General features: G+C 71.2%; 22 protein-coding genes. 12 read left to right on the top strand and 10 right to left on the bottom strand.

Annotated features, from left to right (window positions below; all coding sequences use genetic code 11):
• The first annotated feature begins 38 nt into the window (after positions 1-38).
• Complete coding sequence (locus SRB17_RS06180; protein WP_153535921.1) at positions 39-755, top strand: ABC transporter permease; 717 nt, start codon at positions 39-41, stop codon at positions 753-755.
• A 48-nt stretch (positions 756-803) separates the two neighbouring features.
• A complete protein-coding gene (locus SRB17_RS06175; RefSeq protein ID WP_153535919.1) occupies positions 804-1814 on the top strand; it encodes a COX15/CtaA family protein in 1011 nt (336 codons plus the stop codon).
• 14 nt (positions 1815-1828) lie between these two features.
• Here SRB17_RS06175 and SRB17_RS06170 read toward each other — a convergent pair whose 3' ends face one another.
• From SRB17_RS06170 to SRB17_RS06160, 3 genes are all read right to left on the bottom strand, one after another.
• Positions 1829-2956, bottom strand: a complete 1128-nt coding sequence (locus SRB17_RS06170; protein ID WP_153535166.1) for an amidohydrolase family protein — start codon at positions 2954-2956, stop codon at positions 1829-1831.
• 214 nt (positions 2957-3170) lie between these two features.
• The gene (locus SRB17_RS06165; RefSeq protein ID WP_153535164.1) at positions 3171-3491 is read right to left on the bottom strand and encodes a hypothetical protein; all 321 of its coding nucleotides are present in this window, start codon (positions 3489-3491) and stop codon (positions 3171-3173) included.
• 93 nt (positions 3492-3584) lie between these two features.
• A complete protein-coding gene (locus SRB17_RS06160) occupies positions 3585-4541 on the bottom strand; it encodes a heme o synthase (protein ID WP_323375062.1) in 957 nt (318 codons plus the stop codon).
• 377 nt (positions 4542-4918) lie between these two features.
• On the opposite strand from SRB17_RS06160, the gene tkt reads away from it, so the two are divergent.
• The 7 genes from tkt (at position 4919) to SRB17_RS06125 (ending at position 12599) form a co-directional block, all read left to right on the top strand.
• Positions 4919-7021, top strand: coding sequence for a transketolase (gene tkt / locus SRB17_RS06155; RefSeq protein WP_323375061.1), 2103 nt, complete (start codon positions 4919-4921; stop codon positions 7019-7021).
• Positions 7022-7054: 33 nt separating this feature from the next.
• Positions 7055-8173, top strand: a complete 1119-nt coding sequence (gene tal / locus SRB17_RS06150; protein ID WP_153535163.1) for a transaldolase — start codon at positions 7055-7057, stop codon at positions 8171-8173.
• A gap of 1 nt (position 8174) precedes the next feature.
• Positions 8175-9713, top strand: coding sequence for a glucose-6-phosphate dehydrogenase (zwf, locus tag SRB17_RS06145; protein WP_153535161.1), 1539 nt, complete (start codon positions 8175-8177; stop codon positions 9711-9713).
• A complete protein-coding gene (opcA, locus tag SRB17_RS06140; protein WP_153535159.1) occupies positions 9710-10771 on the top strand; it encodes a glucose-6-phosphate dehydrogenase assembly protein OpcA in 1062 nt (353 codons plus the stop codon). The genes zwf and opcA overlap by 4 nt, the downstream gene beginning before the upstream one ends.
• Entirely contained in the window at positions 10768-11550 is a 783-nt protein-coding gene (pgl, locus tag SRB17_RS06135) for a 6-phosphogluconolactonase (protein WP_323375060.1), read from the top strand. The genes opcA and pgl overlap by 4 nt, the downstream gene beginning before the upstream one ends.
• A 126-nt stretch (positions 11551-11676) precedes the next feature.
• Positions 11677-12171 carry a lamin tail domain-containing protein gene (locus tag SRB17_RS06130; protein ID WP_153535157.1) on the top strand — a complete coding sequence of 165 codons (495 nt, stop codon included), beginning with the start codon at positions 11677-11679 and terminating at the stop codon, positions 12169-12171.
• Entirely contained in the window at positions 12171-12599 is a 429-nt protein-coding gene (locus SRB17_RS06125; RefSeq protein ID WP_153535155.1) for a hypothetical protein, read from the top strand. The genes SRB17_RS06130 and SRB17_RS06125 overlap by 1 nt, the downstream gene beginning before the upstream one ends.
• 15 nt (positions 12600-12614) lie before the next feature.
• On the opposite strand, the gene SRB17_RS06120 is transcribed toward SRB17_RS06125, so the two are convergent.
• From SRB17_RS06120 to SRB17_RS06100, 5 genes are all read right to left on the bottom strand, one after another.
• Positions 12615-13454, bottom strand: coding sequence for a carbohydrate ABC transporter permease (locus SRB17_RS06120; protein ID WP_055707831.1), 840 nt, complete (start codon positions 13452-13454; stop codon positions 12615-12617).
• A 10-nt stretch (positions 13455-13464) separates the two neighbouring features.
• A complete protein-coding gene (locus SRB17_RS06115; protein WP_153535153.1) occupies positions 13465-14817 on the bottom strand; it encodes an ABC transporter permease subunit in 1353 nt (450 codons plus the stop codon).
• A gap of 11 nt (positions 14818-14828) precedes the next feature.
• A complete protein-coding gene (locus tag SRB17_RS06110; RefSeq protein WP_153535911.1) occupies positions 14829-16160 on the bottom strand; it encodes an ABC transporter substrate-binding protein in 1332 nt (443 codons plus the stop codon).
• Between the two features lie 28 nt (positions 16161-16188).
• A complete protein-coding gene (locus SRB17_RS06105) occupies positions 16189-17799 on the bottom strand; it encodes a glycoside hydrolase family 13 protein (RefSeq protein ID WP_194293910.1) in 1611 nt (536 codons plus the stop codon).
• Positions 17800-17957: 158 nt separating this feature from the next.
• Positions 17958-19229 (bottom strand): ABC transporter substrate-binding protein, encoded by a 1272-nt coding sequence (locus SRB17_RS06100; RefSeq protein ID WP_153535151.1) that lies wholly within the window; start codon positions 19227-19229, stop codon positions 17958-17960.
• A gap of 130 nt (positions 19230-19359) precedes the next feature.
• Between SRB17_RS06100 and SRB17_RS06095 the strand changes: the two genes are divergently transcribed.
• From SRB17_RS06095 to SRB17_RS06085, 3 genes are read left to right on the top strand one after another with little or no spacing between them, the layout of a single operon-like run.
• A complete protein-coding gene (locus SRB17_RS06095) occupies positions 19360-19866 on the top strand; it encodes a PadR family transcriptional regulator (RefSeq protein WP_323375059.1) in 507 nt (168 codons plus the stop codon).
• A complete protein-coding gene (locus SRB17_RS06090; RefSeq protein ID WP_153535147.1) occupies positions 19863-20615 on the top strand; it encodes an ABC transporter ATP-binding protein in 753 nt (250 codons plus the stop codon). The genes SRB17_RS06095 and SRB17_RS06090 overlap by 4 nt, the downstream gene beginning before the upstream one ends.
• Positions 20615-23029 carry an FtsX-like permease family protein gene (locus tag SRB17_RS06085; protein WP_153535145.1) on the top strand — a complete coding sequence of 805 codons (2415 nt, stop codon included), beginning with the start codon at positions 20615-20617 and terminating at the stop codon, positions 23027-23029. Before SRB17_RS06090 ends, SRB17_RS06085 begins: the two co-directional genes overlap by 1 nt.
• Before the next feature lie 62 nt (positions 23030-23091).
• On the opposite strand, the gene pgi is transcribed toward SRB17_RS06085, so the two are convergent.
• Together pgi and SRB17_RS06075 are read right to left on the bottom strand one after the other, a co-directional pair.
• Positions 23092-24780: a glucose-6-phosphate isomerase gene (pgi, locus tag SRB17_RS06080; protein WP_153535143.1), complete on the bottom strand. Its 1689-nt coding sequence runs from the start codon at positions 24778-24780 to the stop codon at positions 23092-23094.
• Positions 24781-24832: 52 nt separating this feature from the next.
• Entirely contained in the window at positions 24833-26101 is a 1269-nt protein-coding gene (locus tag SRB17_RS06075; RefSeq protein WP_416237026.1) for an MFS transporter, read from the bottom strand.
• Positions 26102-26189 lie beyond the last annotated feature (88 nt).

Here is a 26189-nt window from a genome sequence, read left to right as displayed (position 1 = left end):
CATACGCCCCCAGGCCGGGTGCGGCGCCGCTCCCCCGCATGATCGGGGCCCAGGCGGTCCTGGAGACGAAGATGCTGCTGCGCAACGGCGAGCAGCTGCTGCTGACCGTGGTCATCCCGACCCTGCTGCTGGCCCTCTTCAGCTCGGTGGACATCGTGGACACCGGCAAGGGCAAGGCGGTCGACTTCCTCGCCCCCGGCATCCTGGCGCTCGCCGTGATGTCGACGGCGTTCACCGGGCAGGCCATCGCGACCGGCTTCGAACGCCGCTACGGCGTGCTCAAGCGGCTCGCCTCCTCGCCGCTGCCCCGCTGGGGCCTGATGACCGCCAAGACCGCGTCCGTGCTGGTCACCGAGGTCCTCCAGGTGATCCTGCTGACGGCGATCGCCTTCGCGCTGGGCTGGTCCCCGCACGGCAACCCAGCCGCGGTGCTCGTGCTGCTCATCCTCGGCACGGCCGCGTTCTCCGGCCTCGGCCTGCTGATGGCGGGCACGCTGAAGGCGGAGGCGACCCTGGCCGCCGCCAACCTGGTCTTCCTGCTGCTGCTCGTCGGCGGCGGGGTCATCGTGCCGCTGGACAAGTTCGGCTCGGCCGGGCAGCACGTGCTCGGGCTGCTGCCCATCTCCGCGCTGTCGGACGGGCTGCGGGACGTGCTCCAGCACGGCTCCGGGATGCCATGGGGCGACCTGGGCGTCCTGGCGGTGTGGGCGGTCGTCGGGCTGGCCGCGGCCGGGAAGTTCTTCCGCTGGGAGTGAGGCGTCACGGTGGACCCTCGTGAAAGCGTGCACAAGCGGCGGCCTACGATGGTGGGCGTGCTCAAGCTGAACCCCGCCGACGCCGCAGCGGCCGTGCGCAACCCGCTCGCCTTCATCGCCGAACGCTGGACCCCGTCCCCCCGGACGGTCCAGCGGGCGGCCCTCGCCGCGCTCGTGATGTCGGTGGTCATCGTCGTCACCGGCGGCGCCGTGCGCCTGACCGGCTCCGGCCTCGGCTGTCCGACCTGGCCGGAGTGCACCGACGGCTCGCTGACGCCGACGACCGCGCTGAGCTACCACAGCGCGATCGAGTTCGGCAACCGGATGCTGACGTACGTGCTGTGCGCCGCGGTCGGCTGGGCGATCATCGCCGCACGCTCCGAGAAGCCGTACCGGCGCAGTCTGACCCGGCTGGGCTGGGCGCAGTTCTGGCTGGTGATGAGCAACGCGATCCTCGGCGGCATCGTCGTGCTCGTGGGCCTCAACCCGTACACCGTCGCGGCCCACTTCCTGCTCGCGACGGCCCTCGTCTGGGTCGCCACGGTGATGTGGCAGCGCACCCGCGAGGGCGACGGCGCGCCCCGGCCACTGGTCGGCAAGGCCGTGCAGCAGCTGGTGTGGTTCCTGGTGGCCGCGTCCCTGCTGCTCATCGCGGTCGGCACGGTGGTGACCGGAGCCGGGCCGCACGCGGGTGACTCCAGCGAGGTCAAGCGGATCCCGATCGACTGGGAGACGGTGGCCAAGCTGCACGCCGTGCTCGCCTGGATCGTGGTGACGCTGACGTTCGCGCTGTGGTTCGTGCTGAAGGCGGTGGACGCGCCCAAGGGCCCGCACGCGCGCACCCGCGATCTCTTCCTGATCCTGCTCGGCCAGGGCGTGATCGGGTACGTGCAGTACTTCACCCATCTGCCCGAGCTGCTGGTGGGCCTGCACATGCTCGGCTCCTGCCTGGTGTGGATCGGCGTGCTGCGCGTCCTGCTCGCGCTGCGGGAGCGTCCGGAGGCCGCCCTGGACCTGCCCGGCCCCTCGGCCGAGGTGACGGTGGGCACGCGCGCGTAGCGTTCTTCCGCCGCTCAGCCCGTCCCCCCGTCACGGCCGTTCAGCCCGTACACCCGGCGCGCGTTGTCCGCCGCGACCATGCGGGCCACCCGCTGGGCGTCCTCCAGGGACCAGGCTCCCTCGGCGACCCAGGTCCCCAGGACCCGGCCCAGGGCCTCGCGGAACAGCCGGGCACCCACGACGTGCAGCTCGGGCAGGCCGTGGGCGCCCGTGGAGAAGAGGATCTTGCCGAAGGGTGCCAGCTCCAGGATCTCGGCGAGGACGGTGGCCGCGCGGGCGCCGGTGCGGACGAGCGCGGCGCCGGAGTCGGTGTAGACGTGCGGGAAGACACCGGCCAGATGGGCGGCGTGGCGGTGGTACGGGTAGCCGTGCAGCAGGATCAGGTCCGTGCCGAGGCCCGCCGTGGCCCGCACGAAGTCGGTGAGCAGCACGGGGTCGGTGCGGTCGATGCGGGAGTTCGGCTCGCCGAGCCCGGCGTGCAGCTGGAGCGGCAGACCCGAGGCCACCGCGATCCACAGCAGGTGCCGCAGCAGCACCGGGTCGGTCAGCGCCCCGCCGACCCGCCGTCCGGCCAGCCAGCGGCCGGCCGCGCCCCGCACCTCCCCGGGCCCCGGCGGCTCCGGCGCCAGCGCCAGGCCGTGTCCCAGCCCCGCGACGGAGGTGAAGGCGACCGCGTTCGCGGCGGCGCCGTGCACCGACTCGGCGAGGTTGGCGAGGAAGGACTCGACGGTGCCGGAGGTGTCGGCGACCTGCTCCGCCAGCTGCTCGAGCCGGACGATCTCACGGGCGTCGGCATCGCCCGTGGAGGCCAGTTCGGCGGGGCCGGTGAGGTCGCCGGGCAGGCCGGTGTCGACGAGGTAGGTGGTGATCCCGCTGCCGCGCAGCAGCCTGCGGCCCACTTCCAGGACGCCCAGTTCACGGCGCCGGGCCAGATAGCGGGCGGGCGCACAGTGCGGTTCCAGGCCGAGCAGGGGTGGGCACCAGCGCCGTACGGCGAATCCCGTCTGGGTGTCGAAGAGGGTGGTGCCGGGGGCGGGCGGACCCTCGGTGCGGGCGAGTTGGGCCTCGAAGGTGCCGAGGCCCAGCTCTGTTCGCAGTACGCCGTGGCAGTACTGGTCCACGAGGGACGGCGTTTCGATCATCCGGGCCTCCCCGCGTGCGCTGGCTTCAACGGCCTAACGGGTGAACGGGGTTCGAGGTCGCGGATGAGCTCGGGGCTGCGGGTTATTTGGCGGCTTCAGACCGTATGTGGCTGGGCGCTCCCCCAAATTCTCGGCTTCGCTCGAACTCGGGGGACCCTCATCGCGGCGGAGCCGCGTGTCGATACAGCCCCGCGCCCCTTCGGGGGCGCCTTGCTCAGCCCCCGACCTGAATGCCGGCCATCCGCTTCCACTCGTACGACCCCGTCTTCACCTTCGCGGCGAACTCGCCGTCGAAGGACTCGTGGCGCGTGATGCCGGACTTCTCCACCGCCTGCTCGGCGATGGCGTACGTAGGTGCTACGAGGTCGCCCCAGCCGCCGTCCTCGCCGACGAGGACGATGCGGGCGCCGCGCTCGCCGATGTAGGCCACCTGGCCCTCGGCGCCGCCGTGGGCCTTGGCGAAGGCGCTGATCCGGTGCGCGAGCCGGGCCGCCGTGCGCTCGGCCTTGGGGTCAACCTGCTGCGTGTCTGCCATGGCCAGGATGCTACCCACGGGTAGATCAAACGGCGACGGGAGGGGTGCGTGGCCTTGGCCACGCACCCCTCCCGTCGAGGAAGCCAGAGGGCGTCAGCGCAGGAACGGGTCCACCGCGATCGCCACGAACAGCAGCGACACATAGGTGATGGACCAGTGGAAGAGGCGCATCTCCTTCAGCTTGGCGCCCATGACCTCGGCCCTGGCCCGGTTCTGCAGCGCGTGTGCCTCCCACAGCCACCAGCCGCCGGCGGCCAGCGCGACGGCCGTGTAGAACCAGCCGGTGTAGCCGAGCGGGGTCAGGAGCAGGGAGACGGCCACCATCACCCAGCTGTAGATGACGATCTGCCGGGCGACGACCTTGTTGGAGGCGATGACCGGGAGCATCGGCACGCCCACGCGCGCGTAGTCGTCCTTCACCTTCATGGACAGCGGCCAGTAGTGCGGCGGGGTCCAGAAGAAGATCACCAGGAACAGGACGACCGGCGCCCAGGACAGGGAGTCCGTCACGGCCGACCAGCCGATGAGCACGGGCATGCAGCCCGCGATGCCGCCCCACACGATGTTCTGCGACGTACGCCGCTTGAGGAGCATCGTGTAGACGACGACGTAGAAGAGGAGCGCTCCGAGCGAGAGCCAGGCACTCAGCCAGTTGACGGTGAGGCCGAAGAGGAGCGTCGAGACGACCGCGAGGGTGATGCCGAAGACAAGGCACTCGGACGGGCTGACCATGCCGGTCACCAGCGGCCGCTGCGAGGTGCGGTCCATCAGGGCGTCGATGTCCCGGTCGATGTACATGTTCAGCGCGTTGGCGCCGCCCGCCGAGAGGTAGCCGCCGACGCAGGTGAGCAGCACCAGCTTCAGGTCGGGCACGCCCTGCTGCGCCAGGAACATCACCGGAACGGTGGTGATGAGCAGCAGCTCGATGATCCGTGGCTTGGTCAGAGCCACGAACGCCTTGACACGGGCCCCGAACGGCCGGTGAACCGGGCCTTGGCTCGCACCACCCAGCACGCCCGCTGGACGTGATTCGACGGCCGTCACGCACACCCCTGACAGAGACTCCCAGCGAGCCTCCCCTGTGAAGTCGCGGTAATGGCTCGCGCGTACCACGCCACTTTAGACGCTGCCCATACCCCGGCCTTCGCGGGGGTGGGGTCGTGTTGGCGCACGCCCCATAAGAGGGGACACGGCACTCGATTGAGCGCTCAGATGACCGGCTCCGTATTCATGTGCCAAATGGCCCTGTCGGCCAGTCGGGAGGCGGATTCCACAGAGTCCCGGCAGTCTGGAAACACTCGAAAAAATGCGCGTCCTCGCGAGGGTAGGCTCGTCACCGGCCGGCGGGCGTCGAGCGCGCCGGCGGCCGGGTGGGCGCATGCCCCGAAGACCGGCGACCGACATGTGGAGAGGAGCCCTGACCCAGGGTGAGCACCAAGCCGACCACCACAGACCTTGAGTGGACCGAGCTGGACCAGCGGGCCGTGGACACCGCCCGGGTCCTGGCCGCCGACGCCGTACAGAAGGTCGGCAACGGCCATCCCGGTACGGCGATGAGCCTGGCCCCGGCCGCCTACACCCTCTTCCAGAAGGTGATGCGGCACGACCCCGCCGACCCGGAGTGGGTCGGGCGTGACCGCTTCGTGCTGTCCGCCGGCCACTCTTCCCTGACCCTCTACACGCAGCTCTACCTGGCCGGCTTCGGCCTGGAGCTGGAAGACCTGGAGTCCTTCCGCACCTGGGGCTCGAAGACCCCGGGCCACCCGGAGTACGGGCACACCAAGGGCGTCGAGACCACCACCGGTCCGCTCGGCCAGGGTGTCGCCAACGCGGTGGGCATGGCGATGGCCGCGCGCTACGAGCGCGGTCTGTTCGACCCCGAGGCGCCGCAGGGTGAGTCGCCCTTCGACCACTTCATCTACTGCATCGCCGGTGACGGCTGCCTCCAGGAGGGCATCTCCGCCGAGGCGTCCTCGCTGGCCGGCCACCAGAAGCTCGGCAATCTGATCCTGCTGTGGGACGACAACCACATCTCGATCGAGGGCGACACCGAGACGGCCGTCTCCGAGGACACCGTCAAGCGGTACGAGGCCTACGGCTGGCACGTGCAGCGCGTGGAGGCCCAGGACAACGGCGACCTGGACCCGCAGGCGATCTTCGCCGCGATCGAGAAGGCCAAGGCGGTCACCGACCGGCCGTCCTTCATCGCGATGCGCTCGATCATCGCCTGGCCGGCCCCGAGCGCCCAGAACACCGAGGCCGCGCACGGCTCGGCGCTGGGCGAGGAGGAGGTCGCGGCCACCAAGCGCGTCCTCGGCTTCGACCCGGAGAAGCACTTCCAGGTCGAGGACGAGGTGATCACCCACACCCGCAAGGCCCTGGAGCGCGGTGCGCAGGCGCGTGCCGAGTGGGAGAAGTCCCTGCAGGTGTGGCGGGACGACAACCCCGAGCGTGCCGCCGACTTCGACCGCATCGCCCGGGGCGAGCTGCCCACCGGCTGGGAGGAGAAGATCCCGGTCTTCGAGCCGGGCAAGGGTGTCGCGACGCGTGCCGCCTCCGGCAAGGTGCTGCAGGCCCTCGGCGCGGTGATCCCCGAGCTGTGGGGCGGTTCCGCCGACCTCGCCGGGTCGAACAACACGACCATCGACAAGGAGAGCTCGTTCCTGCCCGAGGGCAACCCGCTGCCCGAGGCCAAGCCGTACGGCCGCACCATCCACTTCGGCATCCGCGAGCACTCGATGGGCGCCGAGCTGAACGGCATCACGCTGCACGGCAACACCCGTGTCTACGGCGGCACGTTCCTCGTCTTCTCCGACTACATGCGCAACGCGGTGCGCCTGTCGGCCCTGATGCACCTGCCGGTGACGTACGTGTGGACGCACGACTCGATCGGCCTCGGCGAGGACGGCCCCACCCACCAGCCGGTCGAGCACCTGGCCTCGCTGCGCGCGATCCCCGGTCTGAACATCGTGCGTCCGGCGGACGCCAACGAGACCGCGATCGCCTGGCGCGAGATCCTCAAGCGGTACACCAAGGAGTTCGGCAAGGGGCAGCCGCACGGCCTGGCGCTCACCCGCCAGGGCGTGCCGGTGTACGAGCCCGACGAGGACGCGGCCAAGGGCGGCTACGTGCTGTTCGAGGCCGAAGGGCCCTCCGGGCAGAGCGCAGCACCGCAGGTGATCCTGATCGCCACCGGATCCGAGGTGCACGTGGCCGTGGAGGCGCGTGAGCGGCTCCAGGCCGAGGGCGTGCCGACGCGGGTCGTGTCGATGCCGTGCGTCGAGTGGTTCGAGGAGCAGGACCAGGGGTACCGGGACTCCGTGCTCCCGCCGTCCGTCCGGGCCCGTGTGGCCGTGGAGGCGGGCATCGGGCTGACCTGGTACCGGTACGTCGGAGACGCCGGCCGCATCGTTTCCCTGGAGCACTTCGGTGCTTCCGCCGACGGCAAGGTGCTCTTCCGCGAGTTCGGCTTCACTGCCGAGAACGTGGCCGCCAAGGCCCGGGAATCCATCGCCGCCGCCCAGCGCTGACGCTCATATACGACACGTAGGAGATGTAATTCCATGACAGACGCACTGAAGCGCCTCTCCGAAGAAGGCGTCGCGATCTGGCTGGACGACCTGTCGCGCAAGCGGATCACGTCCGGCAACCTCGCCGAGCTGATCGACCAGCAGCACGTCGTGGGCGTCACCACCAACCCGACGATCTTCCAGAAGGCGATCAGCGGCGGCGACGGCTACCAGCAGCAGGTCACCGACCTCGCCGCCCGCAAGGTCACCGTGGAAGAGGCCATCCGGATGATCACCACGGCGGACGTCCGTGACGCCGCCGACATCCTGCGCCCGGTCTTCGACGCCACCGGCGGTCAGGACGGCCGGGTCTCCATCGAGGTCGACCCGCGCCTCGCGCACAACACGGCGGCCACCGTCGCCGAGGCCAAGCAGCTGGCCTGGCTGGTCGACCGTCCCAACACGCTGATCAAGATCCCGGCGACCAAGGCGGGTCTGCCGGCGATCACCGAGGTCATCGGCCTCGGCATCAGCGTCAACGTCACGCTGATCTTCTCCCTGGACCGCTACCGCGAGGTCATGGCCGCCTACCTGGCCGGCCTGGAGAAGGCCCAGCAGCGTGGCCTGGACCTGTCGCTGATCCGCTCCGTGGCGTCCTTCTTCGTGTCCCGCGTGGACACCGAGATCGACAAGCGGCTGGACGGGATCGGCACCGACGAGGCCAAGGGGCTGCGCGGCAAGGCCGCCGTCGCCAACGCGCGCCTCGCCTACCAGGCGTACGAGGAGGTCTTCTCGTCGAGCCGCTGGAGCGCGCTGGAGAACGCGGGCGCCAACAAGCAGCGTCCGCTGTGGGCGTCGACCGGCGTGAAGGACCCGGCGTACCCGGACACCCTGTACGTCACCGAGCTGGTCGCGCCGAACACGGTCAACACCATGCCGGAGGCCACGCTGGAGGCCACCGAGGAGCACGGCGAGATCAGCGGCGACACCATCGCCGGCACCTACGAGCAGGCGCGTGCCGACCTCGACGCGCTGGAGAAGCTCGGCATCTCGTACGACGACGTCGTGCAGGTGCTGGAGGACGAGGGCGTCGAGAAGTTCGCGGCGTCCTGGAACGACCTGCTGAAGTCCACCCAGGCGGAGCTCGAGCGCCTCGCCCCTACGGAGGGCTGACTTGTCACCCCTTTCCGGTTCCGGAGCCAACCCGCTTCGTGACCCGGCCGACCGACGGCTCCCGCGTATCGCGGGGCCGTCGGGCCTGGTCATCTTCGGGGTCACGGGCGACCTGTCCCGCAAGAAGCTGATGCCCGCGGTGTACGACCTCGCCAACCGGGGTCTGCTGCCGCCGGGTTTCTCGCTGGTGGGCTTCGCCCGCCGTGAGTGGGCGAACGAGGACTTCGCACAGGAGGTCCACGACTCGGTCAAGGCGCACGCCCGTACGCCGTTCCGTGAGGAGGTCTGGCAGCAGCTCATCCAGGGGATGCGCTTCGTCCAGGGCACCTTCGACGACGACGACGCGTTCGAGCGGCTGCGCTCCACCATCGAGGAGCTGGACAAGGCACAGGGCACGGGCGGCAACTTCGCCTTCTACCTGTCGGTGCCGCCGCGTTCCTTCCCGGTGGTCATCCAGCAGCTGAAGAAGCACGGGCTGGCCGAGCAGTCGGGCGGTTCCTGGCGGCGCGCGGTCATCGAGAAGCCGTTCGGGCACGACCTGAAGTCGGCCGAGGAACTGAACAAGGTCGTGCACGAGGTGTTCGAGCCGGACCAGGTGTTCCGGATCGACCACTACCTCGGCAAGGAGACCGTCCAGAACATCCTGGCGCTGCGGTTCGCCAACACGATGTTCGAGCCGATCTGGAACCGGTCCTTCGTGGACCACGTGCAGATCACCATGGCCGAGGACATCGGCATCGGCGGCCGGGCCGGCTACTACGACGGCATCGGCGCCGCCCGTGACGTCATCCAGAACCATCTGCTCCAGCTCATGGCGCTGACCGCCATGGAGGAGCCCGCCTCCTTCGACGCCGACGCACTGGCCGCGGAGAAGGAGAAGGTGCTCGGTGCGGTACGGCTGCCCAGGGACCTGGGCCGCAACACCGTGCGCGGGCAGTACGCGGCCGGCTGGCAGGGCGGCGAGAAGGTCATCGGCTACCTCGAAGAGGAGGGCATCGACCCGAAGTCGAAGACCGACACGTACGCGGCGATCAAGCTGGAGATCGACAACCGCCGCTGGGCGGGCGTCCCCTTCTATCTGCGCACCGGCAAGCGCCTCGGCCGCCGGGTGACGGAGATCGCCGTCGTCTTCCAGCGGGCCCCGCACTCCCCCTTCGACACCACGGCGACGGAGGAGCTGGGCCAGAACGCGATCGTCATCCGCGTCCAGCCGGACGAGGGCGTCACGGTCCGCTTCGGTTCGAAGGTGCCGGGCACCTCGATGGAGATCCGGGACGTCTCCATGGACTTCGCCTACGGCGAGTCCTTCACGGAGTCCAGCCCGGAGGCGTACGAGCGACTGATCCTGGACGTGCTGCTCGGCGACGCCAACCTCTTCCCGCGCACGGAGGAGGTCGAGCAGTCCTGGAAGATCCTCGACCCGATCGAGCAGTACTGGGACAAGCACGGCAGGCCCGCGCAGTACCCGTCGGGCACCTGGGGCCCCGCGGAGGCGGACGAGATGCTCGCACGAGACGGACGGAGCTGGCGCCGGCCATGAAGATAGACCTGACCGACACCACCGCCGGCGACATCAACAAGGCGCTCGTCCAGGGCCGCCGCGCCATCGGCACCCCCGCCGTCGGCATGGTGCTGACCCTCGTCATCGTCACCGACGAGGAGAACGCCTACGACGCACTGAAGGCCGCCAACGACGCCTCGCGCGAGCACCCCTCGCGCACGCTGGTGGTCATCAAGCGGGTCTCGCGCAGCCCGCGCGACCGCACCTCCTCGCGTCTGGACGCCGAGGTGCGGGTGGGCGCGGACGCGGGCACCGGCGAGACGGTGGTGCTGCGGCTGTACGGCGAGGTCGTGGGCCACGCCGACTCGGTCGTGCTGCCGCTGCTGCTGCCGGACGCGCCGGTGGTCGTGTGGTGGCCGGCGAACGCCCCGCTGGACCCGGCGAAGGACCCGCTGGGCGCGCTGGCCCAGCGCCGGGTCACCGACACCTACGCCGCCGAGCAGCCGGTGCGGGAGCTGTCCGCCCGCGCCGAGGCGTACACGCCCGGCGACACCGACCTGTCCTGGACGCGGATCACGCCGTGGCGTTCGATGCTCGCGGCGGCGCTCGATCAGGTCACCTGCGAGGTGAGGGCCGTCGAGGTGGCGGGCGAGGAGCTCAACCCGAGCTGCGAGCTGCTGGCGATGTGGCTCGCGGACCGGCTGGACGTACCGGTGCGGCGGTCGCTGTCGGGCGGCCCGGGGCTCACCGCGGTCCGTATGGACACCACCTGCGGCCCGATCGTCCTGGACCGCGCGGACGGCACCCTGGCCACGCTGTCCATCGAGGGTCAGCCGCCGCGCGCGGTGGCGCTGAAGCGGCGGGAGACCGCCGAGCTGATCGCGGAGGAGCTGCGCCGGCTCGACCCGGACGACACCTACGCGTCGGCGCTGCGCTACGGCGTGGAGCGGCTGAACACGGGTCCGGAACTGCAGCCTGCGGCAAGTGGGCCGGTGGCCGAGCCGGAGCCCGTGGCGGAAGCGGCCAAGGCACCGGCCAAGAAGGCGGCCGCGAAGACCGCGAAGAAGACTCCGGCGAGGAAGGCGGCGGCGAAGTGAGCACTCCGCAGCTGGTCGTCCACCGCGACAAGGAACTGATGGCACAGGCCGCCGCGGCCCGCCTGATCACGAAGATCGTGGACGCGCAGGCCTCCCGGGGCACCGCGTCCGTGGTCCTCACGGGCGGCCGCAACGGCAACGGCCTGCTGGCCGCGCTGGCGGCGGCGCCCGCCCGGGACGCCATCGACTGGGGCCGGCTCGACCTGTGGTGGGGCGACGAGCGCTACCTCCCCGAGGGCGACCCCGAGCGCAATGTCACGCAGGCCCGCGAGGCCCTGCTCGACTCCGTCCCGCTGGACCCGGAGCGCGTGCACGCCATGCCCGCCTCCGACGGCCCGTACGGTACGGACGTCGAGGCGGCGGCGGAGGCGTACGCGGCGGAGCTGGCGAAGGCGGCCGGACCGGAGAACCACGGTTCGGTGCCCACCTTCGACGTGCTGATGCTGGGCGTCGGCCCGGACACCCATGTGGCGTCCCTCTTCCCGGAGCATCCGGGGGTACGGGAGACGGAACGCGCGGTGATCGGCGTCCACGGCGCCCCCAAGCCGCCGCCGACCCGGATCTCCCTCACCCTGCCGGCGATCCGCGCGGCCCGCGAGGTGTGGCTCCTCGCGGCCGGCGCGGACAAGGCTGAGGCCGCGGCCATCGCCCTGTCCGGCGCGGGCGAGATCCAGGCCCCGGCGGCGGGCGCGCACGGCCGCTCGCGCACGCTGTGGCTGCTGGACTCGGCCGCGGCTTCGCAGTTGCCGAGGTCGCTGTATCCGCCGGCTTCGCCGTGAACCGCTGAGGAACCACTGAGGTCCCCCCTCGACGGAGCTTCACAGTTTCTGCACGAAAAATCCGTGCAACGCTCAACTTCTGTGTAAGCTCCTGGCGCTGCATCCGCACCACTGAGGGGGGACCTCATGCGTATACGTTTCGCGCTCGCCACCGCTGTCACGGCCGCAACGCTCGCCGTCGTCATCGCTGCCCCGGCCCAGGCCACCGAGTACTCCTCCGCCCTGAAGATCAAGGGCGTCCAGTACGACGCGCCCGGGCGTGACTCCAACAACTGCCGTACGGGCAACACCCGCGACGAGTACCTGACGATCAAGAACTACTCGCGCACGGCGACCGTCAACCTGAAGGGCTACGTCGTCAAGGACGCCGCCGGGAACCGGTTCGTCTTTCCCTCGAACCACTACCTCGAGCCCGGCGACTACGTGAAGCTGCGCGGCGGCCACGGCACCGACTCGGACGCCAACAACGTCGTCTACCGCCAGAACTGCAACTTCATGTGGAACAACGACAAGGACACCATCTACCTCTACAAGCCGTCCGGGGCCCACGCGGACACCCACGCCTACACCAAGTCCCGCGACGACCGGGACGGCAACGGCTACATCACCTTCCACGGCTGATGCCACGCCGAACCAGGAGGGTGCGGCTGTGGGCCGCTTGCGTCGCGCTGCTGGCCGCAGGCGCGGCCGGCTGCGGCCAGTCCACGCACGACAGCGCGACCAGGGCGTCGGCACCCGCGCCCCGGCCCACCGTGACCGTCACGGCGACGACCACCGTCACCGCCCGGCCTGAGCCCGGCCCGACGGTCACCAGGACGAAGACGGTCCGCACGCCCGGACCGACCGTCACCGTCACCAAGGCCGCCTCCGGCACCGTACGCAGTACCGGCAGCGGCGGCACCTGCTCCATCGTCTCCAACGCGGGCAACTGCTACTCGGCGGGCCAGTTCTGCCGGAACAGCGACCACGGGGCGACGACCACCACCGCGGGTGGCACGCCCATCACGTGCTCCTACAGCGGCAGCTCCTGGCGCTGGACGTACGCGTGAGCCGAGCGGGCTCGGTCACTTGACCGAGCCCGCCATCACGCCCTGGACGAAGTGCCGCTGGAAGGCGAAGAACACCACCACCGGCACGATCAGGGACAGGAACGCGCCCGGCGCCAGGACGTCGATGTTGCTGCCGAACTGGCGGATCTGGGACTGGAGTTCAACGGTCAGCGGCTGCGACGAGCTGTCGGCGAACAGCAACGCCACCAGCATGTCGTTCCAGACCCAGAGGAACTGGAAGATCGCGAGGGAGGCGATCGCGGGACGCCCCACCGGCAGCACCAGGCGGGTGAAGATGCGCCACTCGCTGCCGCCGTCCATCCGAGCCGCCTCCAGCATCTCCTTCGGCATCTCCGCGAAGTAGTTGCGCAGCAGGAACACGGCGAAGGGCAGGCCGTACGCCACGTGGAAGAGGACGACTCCGGGGATCGTGCCGAACAGGCCCAGCGCGCCGAAGAGTTTGGCCACCGGCAGCAGTCCGATCTGGACCGGCACCACCAACAGGGCCACCACCAGCAGGAAAAGGGGTTCCCGGAGGGGGAAGTCCAGCCAGGCGAAGGCGTATCCGGCGAGGGCGGCGATGACCACGACGAGCGTCGTGGCCGGCACCGAGATCAGCACCGTGTTCCAGAAGGCCTGCGTCATGCCGGAGTTCTTCAGCAGGGCCGAGTAGTTGTCGAAGGACAACTGGCCGGGGCTGGTGAGCGCCGTCCACCAGCCACCCTTCGCGGTGTCCTGCGCCGAGCGCAGGGAGGACACGAACAGGCCTGCGAGCGGGGTCAGCCAGACCAGGCCGATCACCACCAGGAAGGCCTGCACCAGGCCGTTGCCCAGGCCCCGCCTGATCGCGTTCATCGCTGACTCCTCATCGTTGGCTGTTGCGGAAGCGGCGGACGTTGAAGACCATCGCGGGGATCACCAGCAGCAGGAGCAGCACGCCCAGCGCGCTGCCGAGGCCCTGGTTGTTGCCGCCGCCGAAGGACACGAGCCACATCTGGGTGGCGAGCACCGTGGCGTCCTCCTGCACCGGCCCGGGCGCGATGATGTAGACGAGGTCGAAGACCTTCATCACGTTGATCACGAGGGTGACGAAGACGACCGTCAGGACGGGCGCCAGCAGGGGGACCGTGATCCTGCGGAAGATCTGCCACTCGTTCGCGCCGTCCATCCGCGCCGCCTCCAGCGTGTCCCGGGGAAGCGTCGACAGGCCCGCGCCGATCAGCACCATCGCGAAGCCCGTCCAGATCCACAGGTACGCGCCGATGATCGCCGGCGTGACGAGGGTCGGCCCGAGCCAGGAGACGCCCTGGTAGGGCGGGGCGAAGTTGGACTCCGGAAGTTTCACCGTGTACGAGCCCGCCCGCAGCCCGGAGAAGCGGAAGGAACCGTCGGCTGCGGTGGTCGTGCTCGCGACGGTCCGCCCGTCGCGCACGGCCTGGACCTTCATGCCGGGCAGACCGCTCTCCATCGGGTCGACCTTGCCCTGTCTGCCGCCCCCGCCGGGGGTGAAGTCCAGGTAGACGACACCGCGCAGCTCGCCGGGCGCGGCCTTGCGGGCGGCCGCCGCGTCGGCGGGCTCGGCCCCCCTGGGCAGATCCTTGGGCAGCACACCGACCATCGGGAGCGTCACCGAGTGACCGGCGGAGGCGGTCGTACGGTAGGAGCCGTCGGGGTCCTGGGTCAGCAGGCCCTGGCGGCCGCGTGCCGTCGGGTACGACGACGTGCCCTCGAAGGCGTCGTGGACGGAGACCACGGCCGCGTTCAGCACACCCTTGTTCGGGTCCTCGTCGTAGGCGAGCCGGAAGATGATGCCGGCGGCCAGGAAGGACACCGCCATCGGCATGAAGAGCAGCAGCTTGAAGGCGGTGGCCCAGCGGACCTTCTCGACCAGGACGGCCAGGATCAGGCCGAGGCCGGTCAGCAGGGCCGGGGCCACCACCACCCAGATGGTGGTGTTGCGGATGGCCTTCAGCGTGGCCGGGTCGCGGAACATCTCGGCGTAGTTGCCGCCGCCGACGAACCGGGTGCCGGAGGCGTCGAAGAAGCTGCGGCCGACGGAGAACAGCACCGGGTAGACGACGAGCGCGCCGAGCAGGAGCAGCGCGGGGAAGACGAAGAGCAGGGCGATCAGCCGGGCGCGCCGCCGGCCGCGGCGCCCGCGCGCCACGCCGGCGGCCCGGGGGCCCGCCTGCTGTTCCAGGAGAGTGGTGGCGGTCATGACGCTGCCGTTCAGCCCTGGTCCTGGTAGGCCTTGGCAGCGGCGGACTCCAGCTTCGCCGCGGTGCCCTTCGGGTCCGACGGGTCGCGCAGGAAGTCCTGGAGCAGCTTCCACTCGCCGGCGCCCTTGGTGCCGCCGAAGGCCGCCGGGGCCTGGTCTGACATGTCGAAGCGGACCGAGTCGCCGGCGTCGATCAGGGACTTGGCGGTGGCGCGGGTGACGTCGTCGCCGTAGGAGGTGAGGGCGAGCTTCTTGTTCGGGGACAGGAAGCCGCCCGCCTTCGCCCACACGGCCGCGGCCTCCGGGCTCGCCAGGTACTCCAGGAGCTTCATTCCGGCCTTGGCGTTCTTGCCGTCCTTGAGGACGACCGCCGCGTCGCCGCCGCTGACGACGGGTGCCGTGCCGCCGTCGACCGCCGGGAACGGGAAGAAGTTCGCGTCCTTGCCGATGGTCCTGCCGAACTGGTCGTGCGCGACACCGGCCACGAAGTCGCCCTCGTAGACCATGCCGGCCTCGGGCTTGGGTCCGAACACCTTCTCCACCGAGGTGGGGAAGTCGGTGTTCAGGGCCTCCTTCTGGCCGCCCGCGATCAGCTGCTTGTCCTTGAACAGCTTGCCGAGCGTCCCCAGCGCCTTGACCACGCTCGCGTCGGTCCACTTCAGCTTGTGCGCGGCGAGGGCGTCGTACTTCTCGGGTCCGGCCTGGGAGAGGTAGATGTTCTCGAACCAGTCGGTGAGGGTCCAGCCGTCCTCACCGGCGACGGCGAAGGCGGCGAGCCCGGAGTCGGAGACGGTGTGGCCGGCCTTCAGCAGCTCGTCGTACGTCGTGGGCGGCTTGACCCCGGCCTGGGTGAGGGCGTCGGGGCTGTACCAGACGGTGGACTTGTGGGCGGCCTTGAAGTAGAGGCCGTACAGGGTGCCGTCGACGCTGCCGTACTTCTTCCACACGGGCGCATAGTCGGCGGTGATCGTCTGCTGGGCGGTCGGCGAGAGCGGCTTGAGCCAGCCCTTCTTGGCGAACTGGTCGAGTACACCGACCTGCGGGACCATCACGACGTCGGGCGCGTTGCCGCCCTCGATCTTGCTGCCGACGACCGTGGAGACGTTGTCGCCGGTGGAGACGAACTGGGTCTTGGCGCCGGTCTTCGCGGTGAACGCGTCCAGCACCTTCTGGAAGTTCTTCTGTTCGCTGCCGGACCAGACGCCGGCCACGGTGACGGTCTGGCCGCTGAGCGCCTTGTCGCCGCCGCCGGCCGAGACCGGCCCGCCGCCGCAGGCGGTCGCGCCGAGCGCCAGAGCGAGGGCGGTGCAGCTGGTGAGCAGGGTCGTACGTCGTCGCATCATCATCGATGTCCCTTCAAGAGGCGGTTGATCAGAGGTCGCCCAGCCACCAGGCGGCCGTGGCGCCGGGCAGGACGCCGGCCGGGCAGGGGCCGCTGGAGAGCAGGGGGGTACCGGAGGCCGGGGCGGGCATGGGAGCCGTACCGAAGTTGACGGCGCAGACCAGGCCGTCGCCGCGGGTGAAGGCGAGGACGCCGGGCGGGGTGTCCAGAAACTGGAGCGTGCCCTCGCCCAACTGGGGCAGCGAAGCACGAAGTTGGAGGCCGTCGCGGTACAGGTGCCAGAACGAGCGGGTGTCGGCGAGGGCGCGGTCGGTGGCGTACTCGGCGAAGTAGTCGGGCTGCGGCAGCCAGGGCTTGGCGCCCTCCACGCCCGACGTGAAGCCGAACGGGGAGGCCTGACCGGACCAGGGCAGCGGCACCCGGCAGCCGTCGCGCACGCGGGCACGGCTGCCGGTGCGGCGGAATATCGGGTCGGTGAGGACGTCGTCGGGCAGGTCGACGACCTCGGGCAGGCCCAGCTCCTCGCCCTGGTAGATGTACGCGGCTCCGGGCAGCGCCAGCATCAGCAGAGCGGCGGCACGGGCGCGGGCGGCGCCGAGTCGGCTGCCCTCGGGGGCGGGTTCGCAGTAGCGGGTGACGGTGCGGACCTGGTCGTGGTTGTTGAGGACCCAGGTGACCGTCGAGCCGGTGCCGGCGATGTCCTGCATGGCCTCGGAGATGACCTTGCGGAAGGCGTCGGCGTCCCAGGGGGCGCCGAGCAGGTCGAAGAAGAAGGCCTGGTGGAGCTCGTCCGGGCGGACGTACAGGGCGTGTTCGCGCGCGGTGGGCACGGAGACCTCGCCGACGAGGAGGCGTTCGCGGCCGTCGCGGGCCGTGTACTCCTCGCACGTCGCGCGCCACTGCCGCCACACCTCGTGCACCTCGGGCTGGTTCCAGGCCAGCGGGTTGACCGAGTCGCGGGTGCGGGCGTCGGCCTCCGGGTCGTCGGAGTCGGGCAGTCCGGGGTGCTTGTAGAGGCCGGCGGCGACGTCGATGCGGAAGCCGTCGACCCCCCGGTCCAGCCAGAAGCGCAGGACGCGGTCGAACTCGGCGGCGACCTCGGGAGTGCGCCAGTTCCAGTCGGGCTGCTCGGGCGTGAACATGTGCAGGTACCACTGGCCGTCGCCGACCCGGGTCCAGGCGGGGCCGCCGAACATGGCGTGCCAGTTGTTGGGCGGCTCGCCGCCGTCCGGGCCGCGGCCGTCGGCGAAGTGGAAGCGGGCGCGGGCCGGGCTGCCGGGCGCGCCGTCCAGGGCCTCGCGGAACCACGGGTGCTCGCTGGAGCAGTGGTTGGGGACGATGTCGAGGAGCACCTTGATGCCGAGCCGGTGCGCGGCGCCCATCAGCAGGTCGAACTCGGCGAGGTCGCCGAAGAGCGGGTCGACGTCGCAGTAGTCGGCCACGTCGTAGCCGTGGTCGTGCTGCGGCGACGGGTAGAACGGGCTCAGCCAGATCCCGTCGACACCCAGCTTCTTCAGATACGGCAGCCCGGCCCGGACGCCGGCCAGATCGCCGATGCCGTCGCCGGTGCTGTCGAGAAAGCTGCGGACGTAGACCTGGTAGATCACCGCGTCACGCCACCAGTGGTACTTACTCAGCATGCATGCATGTTAGGTAGGCGTGTCGCGAGGGTGTCAACGAAAAGAACGCAAGCTACCGGGGAGTTGAGGGTGCGAATGCGGACTTAATCGGGCATCGCGCGTCGAGATGAGATCCGCGCGTTACCTAACAAGTAACTACCGACAGGGGCGGCGAGAACCTAGCGACGGGCGATCGCGTCGAGCTCGCGCGCGAGCCGGCGCACGGCCTGCTCGGGCGTCTCCCGCCCACTGAGCGCGTCCTGCATCACGGCCTGCACCACCAGGCTGACCTGGTCGTAGTGCGGGCTCTTGGGGCGCGGCCGGGCCGTGAGCACGGCGGTGCGCAGGGTCGGCAGATAGGGGAACCGCCGTACGAGTTCGGGATCCTCGTAGAGCGCGGCACGTACGGGAGGCAGCGCGCCCCGGGTGAGCACCTGGCGCTGGACGGGCGCACTGGTGAGGTAGGCGATCAGGCGGGCGGCCGAATCGGGGTGCCGGGTGTGGGAGTTGACCGCGAGGTTGGAGCCGCCGAGCACGCTGGTCCCCGGTCCGTCGGGGCCGGGCAGCGGTACGGCGCCGATCTTTCCGGCGACCTTGGAGCCCCTGGCGGAGGCGACGGCGTAGGCGTAGGGCCAGTTGCGCAGGAAGAGCAGCCTGCCGTCCTGGAAGGCCTGCTTGGACTCCTCCTCCTTGTACGTCAGCGCGGCCTTCGGTATCCAGCCCTCGCGGACGCCGCGGGCGAGGAAGCCGATGCCCTCGCGGGCGGCGGAGGAGTCGACGGTGACCCGGGTGCCCTCGTCGCCGAGGATCGTGCCGCCCGCCGAGTACACGGCCTCGGCCGCGTTCACGGTGAGGCCCTCGTAGGGCAGGAACTGGCCCGCGTAGCCGCCGAGTCCGTACTTCGGCGCGATGGTCCTCGCGTCGTGCTCCAGCTCGGCCCAGGTGCGCGGCGGCGGCACGCCCTCCTTGGCGAGAACGTCCTTGCGATACAGGAGAAGTCCGGCATTCGTCACGTACGGGACGGCGTACAGCCGGCCGTCGAAGGTGGCCGTGTCCACGACCGGCGGCAGGAAGCTCTTCAGCGGGAAGCGATCGCGGGGCAGCGGGCGGATCCAGCCGGCCGCCGCGAACTCCGAGGTCCAGTTGACGTCGATGTTGAGGACGTCGAACCGGCCCCGGTCGCCGCCGCGCAGGTCGGTGGTCATCTGCGCATGGGTCTCGTCGGCGGAGTCCGGCAGCTCGACGAGGGTGACCTTCTCGCCGGGGTGGGTGCGGTTCCAGCCCTGGAGCAGCGGGGCGAGATAGCCGGTGAGGTCGCCGGCGGTGGCCAGGGTGAGCGGGCCGCGGCCCTGGCCCGTGCCCTCGTCGGCGTGGGCGCCGGAGGCGACGTACCCGGTCAGGATCACGGCGAGTGCGAGGAGGCCCCTACCGGCGGTGCGTATCCACCGCATAGGTTCCTCCCTGAACACGTACACACGGCTCCGGGCACCCTCGCCCGGGAGTCAGAGGCCATGTATACCTGTTAGGTATGGGCGATACTAGGGCCTGGAGCACATTACGCGGACTAGGAGGAGAGCACGAGTGCGCCTGCCCCTCCTGGCACTGCTCGCCCGCGGCCCGGCCCACGGCTACGAGCTGAAGCAGGACCTTGAGCTACTGCTGGGCTCCGCGTACCCTCAGCCGAACGTCGGCCAGATCTACGTCACCCTCGGCCGCCTCGAGAAGTCGGGACTGATCGAGGGCGAGGACGTCGAGCAGGCCGGCCGGCCCAACAAGAAGGTCTACCACCTCACCGACGCCGGGCGGGAGGCGCTGCACGCCTGGTTCGAGGAGACCGAGGACGAGCCGCGGGTGCGGGACGAGTTCTTCATGAAGCTCGCCCTCGCCCCGCAGACCGGTCTCGCCGACCAGATCGCCCTCATCAACAGGCAGCGGCGCCAGTACCTCACCACCATGCGCAACCTGTCGAAGCTGGCCGCGGCCGAGAACCGGGACAACCGCATCGCCCATCTGCTCATCGAGGGCGCGATGCTGCATCTGCAGGCCGATCTCGACTGGCTGGAGCGGTGCCAGGAGGAACTGGAATGAGCGAGAACCGTGTTCCGGTGCTTCGGGCCGAGGGGCTGGTGAAGACCCATCACGGCGAGGGTGCGCCCGCGCGTGCCGTGCGCGGGGTCGATCTGTCCGTGGCGCGGGGCGAGTTCGTGGCGATCACCGGACCCTCCGGCGCCGGCAAGTCGACGCTGCTGCATCTGCTCGGCGGGCTGCAGCGGCCCGACGAGGGCAGCATCTGGCTGGACGGCCGGTGCACGGACGCCTTCAGCGAGGCGCGCTGGGCGGTGGAGCGCCGCAAGGCCATCGGGATCGTGTTCCAGTTCTTCAACCTGGTGTCGAACCTGTCGGTCGCCGACAACGTCGAGCTGCCCGCCCTGCTCGCCGGCGTCCCGCCGAAGAAGGCGCGCACCGAGCGTGAGGAGCTGCTGGCCGAGCTGGGGCTCGCCGGCAAGGAGCGCAGTATGCCGGGCGAGTTGTCCGGCGGTGAACAGCAGCGGGTCGCGCTCGCCCGGGCCCTGGTCAACCATCCGCCGCTGCTGCTGGCCGACGAGCCTGCCGGGAGCCTGGACAGCAAGGGCACGCGCGAGGTCATGCGGCTGCTGTCCCGCTTCCACGGCCGTGGGCAGAGCATCGTCCTGGTCACCCACGACGCCCGGCTGGCGAGCGCCGCCGACCGCGTGATCAGCTTCTTCGACGGGCGCATAGCCGACGACGCCGCCCTGGACGACACGCCGCCGCCCAGGAAGCCGGGGATCTCGGGCGTGCTGGAGCTGAGGGACTGATGGCCGCACGCCGGCCGGGCGGCGCCCCGAAGGAGCGCGGGGCGGTGTCCGATCTGCGGCTACCGCCGGGCGGGCGCGACCAGCCACAACGGCGCCGTACACAACCGACTGCGCGGCGTGGCTTCCTCGGCGGCGCCGCCGGCCGCCGCTGGGCGTACAAAGACCTCCGCACCCACCGTGGCGAGGCGCTGTTCCTCGTGCTGGCCACCGCCGGGATCGTCGTCTCGCTGCTGCTGGCCACCGCGCTGTTCGGGTATGCGACCAACCCCTGGCAGCGGGTCTTCACGCAGGCCCGCGGGGCGCATGTGTGGATCCACACCGTGCCGTCGGCCGACGCCCGCGGGCTGGCCCGGCTGGACGGCGTCGAGTCCGTGGCCGGCCCCTACCGCACCGAGTCCGCCACCGTCGCCGTACGCGGCACCCGCGCCTCCGTGGAGCTGCGCGGCACGCCGGAGCTGCCGTCCGTGGGGCGGCCACTGCTCACCGCCGGCCACTGGCTGGACGCGGCCGAACCGGACGGCGTGGTACTGGAGAGCAGCCTGGCCCGGGCGCTGCTGGCCGAGCCCGGGGACACCCTCACACTGCCCGGTACGGCCCGGACCCTGACCGTCGAGGGCATCGCGGACAGTGCCGAGCCCCGCTACAGCCCGGGCGAGCAGCCGGGGCTGGTGTGGGCCCCGCCCTCCGCCGTGCGCGCTCCCGGCGGCCAGGTGATCGGGCTGCGGCTCGCCGACCCGGCCGATACGGACTACGCGGTGCAGCGGGCCGTCACGGTGCTCGGCGCGGGCGCGGTCGGCGAGGTCTCCACCTGGCAGCAGGCGCGCTCGGCGGCCCAGGGCGACAACCGGCTGCTCGGGCAGGTGCTCGGCCTGTTCGGTCTCGGCGCCCTGATCGCCGCGGGGCTCGCGGTGCACGGGGCGATCGCCACCCGCATCCGCGGCCATCTGCGCGACATCTCGGTGCTGAAGGCGATCGGCTTCACCCCCGGCCAGGTCGTCCGGATCTTCCTGCTCCAGCACCTGGCGTATGCGCTGCTCGGCGCGGTGGCCGCCGCGGCGCTCACCGAGGCCGTGGGCCGCCGGATCCCCGGCAGGCTCGGTGACGCCGTGGGCATGTGGCAGGGGCTGCCCGGGCACACCGTGGCGCTGTGCGTGGTGCCCGTGGGCGCGGTGCTGTTCATCGGGCTGACCACCGGGCTCGCGGCATGGCGGGCCGGGCGGGTGCCGCCCGTACCGGTGCCGCGCCCGGCCGCACCGGGCCGCGGCCGGCTGACCGGACCGGCCCGGCGGGCGCTCGGCCTGCGGCTGCCGGCCCCGCTGGTCCTCGGCTGCCACAAGGCGTTCGCGGGGCGCGGCCGCTCGCTGGCCACCGTGGCCCGGCTGACGCTGCCGCTGCTGCTGATCGTGGTGGCACTCAGCGCCTGGACCACGATCGACCGCTTCCACAACAGCCCGGACCGCATGGGGCTGCCGACCTCGCTGACAGTCCGTTCGGACGGGGCCATGACCTCGTCCGACGTACGGTCCGTGCTGTCCGGCGACTCCCGGGTGGCCGCCGCCTATCCCGGAGTCGAGGTCGCCGCGCTGGTCCCGGGCCAGACCGGCACCATCGCGCTGCGTGGCGTCGGCACCCGCGCCGAGCCCTACCCCTACCCCCTCGCCGAGGGCCGGGCCGCGCGCGGACCGGACGAGGCGGTGGCCGGCCAGGGCCTGCTGGACCTGCTGCACGCCCGGGTCGGCGACTGGGTGCGCATGACGGTGGGCGACCGGCCGCAGATCCTGCACATCGTGGGCCGCAGCATCGAACCGCAGAACGCCGGCCGGGTGGTGACCACCTCCCTGGACACCCTGCGCGAGAACGACCCCGCGCTGGCCCCCGCCTTCTACGAACTGCGGCTGCGCCCCGGCACCGACCCGCGGCCCGTGACCGCCGCGCTGGCCCGGGCCGGCCGGGGCCACCTCGACGTGCACATGGTGACGAACCCGGCCGACGGACTGTCCCCGCTGCGCGGAGTCGTCGCCGGGCTGATCGCCGTACTGGCCCTGATCGGGCTGGTCGAGCTGCTCACCGCCATCGGGGGCAGCGTCCGCGAGGGCGAGCGGGACGTACTGGCGCTGAAGGCGATCGGCATGTCCCCACGGCAGATCACCGCGATCACCGTCACGGCGACGAGCTGTACGGCCCTGGCCGCGGTGCTCGCCGGCACGGCGCTGGGGCTGCCGCTGGGCCGCCGGCTGATCGACGCCCAGGGCAGCTCCAGCGGCATCGGCGCCGGGATCGCCCAGTCCCCGTCGCCCGCGCTGCTGCTCGCACTGGGCGCGGCCGCCGTGCTCGGGGCGGCGGCGCTGGCGGCACTGCCCGCGGCCCGCGCGGCCCGCAGCCGGCTCGCGGACACGCTGAGCGCGGTGGCCTGACCCACGGGAGTACCGGGCGGCCGGCATCGCCCGGTGGTCCGCGTCCCCGGCCGGGCCTGTGGTCAGCCGCGGCCGCGCAGTTGCCGGTACGTGGCGACCAGCGTCCTGGTCGAGGCGTCCAGTCCAGGCACCTCCGCGCCCTCGGTCAGGGCGGGTTCGACCCGCTTGGCCAGGACCTTGCCGAGCTCGACGCCCCACTGGTCGAAGGAGTCGATGTGCCACACCGCGCCCTGCACGAACACCTTGTGTTCGTAGAGGGCGATCAGCTGGCCGAGGACGGACGGGGTCAGTTCCTTCGCCAGGATGGTGGTCGTCGGCCGGTTGCCCCGGAAGGTCTTGTGCGGGACCAGCTCCTCCGGCACGCCCTCCGCGCGGACCTCCTCCGCAGTCTTGCCGAAGGCGAGCGCCTGGGTCTGGGCGAAGAAGTTGGCCATCAACAGGTCGTGCTGCGCCTTGAGTTCACCGCTCAGCTCGGCCACCGGCTCGGCGAAGCCGATGAAGTCCGCCGGGATCAGCTTGGTGCCCTGGTGGATCAACTGGTAGTACGCGTGCTGCCCGTTGGTGCCCGGCGTGCCCCACACCACCGGCCCGGTCTGCCACTCCACCGGGCGGCCGTCCCGTGCCACGTGCTTGCCGTTGGACTCCATGTCCAGCTGCTGGAGGTAGGCGGTGAACCTCGACAGGTAGTGGCTGTACGGCAGCACGGCGTGCGACTGGGCGTCGTGGAAGTTGCCGTACCAGATGCCCAACAGGCCCAGCAGCAAAGGCGCGTTGGCCTCGGCGGGGGCGGTGCGGAAGTGGTCGTCGACCAGCCGGAAGCCGTCGAGCATCTCCCGGAACCGCTCGGGGCCGATGGCGATCATCAGGGACAGGCCGATCGCGGAGTCGTACGAGTACCGGCCGCCGACCCAGTCCCAGAACTCGAACATGTTGTCCGGGTCGATGCCGAACTCCGTGACCTTCTCGGCGTTCGTGGACAGCGCCACGAAGTGCCGGGCGACCGCCGACTCTCCCCCACTCTCGGCTTCGCTCGAGCGGGAGGTGCCCCCACCGAGTGCGTCCACCAGCCACGTCCGCGCGGAGGTGGCGTTGGTGATGGTCTCGATGGTGGTGAAGGTCTTGGAGGCGATGATGAACAGCGTCTCGGCCGGGTCCAGGTCCCGCGTGGCCTCGTGCAGGTCGGCGCCGTCGACGTTGGAGACGAAGCGGACCGTCAGCGTGCGGTCGGTGAAGCTGCGCAGCACCTCGTAGGCCATCGCGGGGCCCAGGTCGGAGCCGCCGATGCCGACATTGATCACGTTCTTGATGCGCTTGCCGGTGTGGCCGGTCCAGGCACCGGAGCGGACGCGGCCGGCGAAGCCGGCCATCTTGTCGAGGACGGCGTGCACCTTCGGGACGACGTTCTCCCCGTCGACCTCGATCACCGCGTCGCGCGGGGCGCGCAGCGCGGTGTGCAGGACCGCGCGGTTCTCGGTGACGTTGATCTTCTCGCCGCGGAACATGGCGTCCCTGAGCCCGAACACGTCCGTGGCGGCGGCCAGCTCACGCAGCAGCCGCAGCGTCTCGTCGGTGACCAGGTGCTTCGAGTAGTCGAGGTACAGATCGCCGACGCGGAGCGTGTACCCCTCACCGCGCCCGGGATCTGCGGCGAACAGCTCCCTGAGACGGGTGTCGGCCAGCTCCTCCCGGTGCTTGGCGAGAGCGGTCCATTCGGGCGTCTGGTTGAGCCTGGTACGGCCGTCTGCGTTCATTTCCGACTTCCGCCTTCTTTCGTGCCTGTCCCAGCTGTTCCAACCTAATTGATCACTGCGCGGTACGAGCCGTCATGGCGTCGTCGTGCGGCGCAACAACAGGTACGTCCGCCTTGCGGGCCGGTATCAGCGAGGTGACGGCCAGGGCGAAGAGGACGGCGGCGAGCAGGGCCGGTCCGTTCAGTCCGTACGTCCGGGCCGCCGCTCCGCCGAGGAGCGCGCCGAGCGGGGCGCCGGACGTCGAGGACGTGCGGAAGGCGGAGGCGATACGGCCCACCATCGCCTCGGGGCTGCGCTGCTGCATCAGGGTGACCTGGTTGACGTTCCAGATCATGTTCATGGCACCGAGCAGGAACATGCCGATGACGAGCGCGGCCAGGTGCCGAACGGATCCGATGAGCAGCAGCGACGACGTCTGGACGCTGCCGGCGACCAGCAGCGCCCGCACCCGGCCGGTGCGGCGCGCGAGGCGCTGGGCGCCGAAACCGCCCGTGATGCTGCCCAGCGAGAACGCCGTCATCGCGGCCGCGAATCCGGCGTTGCCCGCGTCCAGCCAGCGCGTCACGTGCAGCGCCAGGGTGGCGATCAGGGCGCCCATGCCGATGTTGCACAGCAGCGTGGCCACGCAGGTCGCGCGCAGTGCCCGGTCGCCCCACAGGGCGCGCAGGCCCTCCCCTATCTCCGTCCGCAGGGTGCTGCCCGCCGGGCGTGGCGCGCGCTCCGGCGGCCGTACCCGCAGGGAGGCCACCAGGGCGGCGGCCGCCAGGAAGGTGCTCGCGTCGGCCGCGAACGGCATGAACGCGCCCGCCGTCAACAGCAGCGGCACCAGCGGGGCGGCCAGGAGACCGCCGGCGATCTGCTGGCCGGTCATCAGCCGGGCGTTGGCGCCGCCCAGGGCCGCGCGGTCCACGAGCGCGGGCAGCAGGGCCGTGGAAGCGTTGTCGAAGAGCGTCTGGAGCGTGGTCAGCGCGAAGGCGAGGGCGAGCAGCAGAGGGATCGAAGCGTGGCCCAGTCCCACGGCGACGGCGAACGCGGCCACCAGCAGGCCCCGCACCGTGTCGACGGCCCACATCGCCCGCCGCCCGTCGACCCGGTCGGCCACGGCCCCGCCGAACAGCCCGAACAGCAGCCACGGCACATACCCACAGGCCGTCACCGAGGCGATGACCAGAGGGTCGTCGCTGAGCCGTACCGCGAGCAGGGGCAGCGCGGAGGTCCGTAGCGCGTCCCCGAACCGGGAGATCACGGCGGCCGTCCACAGCCGCCCGAATCCCCCGCGCCACACGGGCGCCGCCGCGCGCCCTTCCCCGACCGTCGCCACAGCTCCCCCTCACGATGCGCCTATGGACACAAGGTAGAGGGAGCCACTGACAGTCGACCGGCCGCGCGCGGGCGGATACGGTTCCGGC

Origin of the sequence: Streptomyces sp. RB17 (genome assembly GCF_009604455.1) — a bacterium.
Lineage (GTDB): Bacteria > Actinomycetota > Actinomycetes > Streptomycetales > Streptomycetaceae > Streptomyces.
The sequence above is the reverse complement of the archived record's forward strand: the minus strand, read 5'-3'. Positions and strand labels throughout refer to the sequence as shown.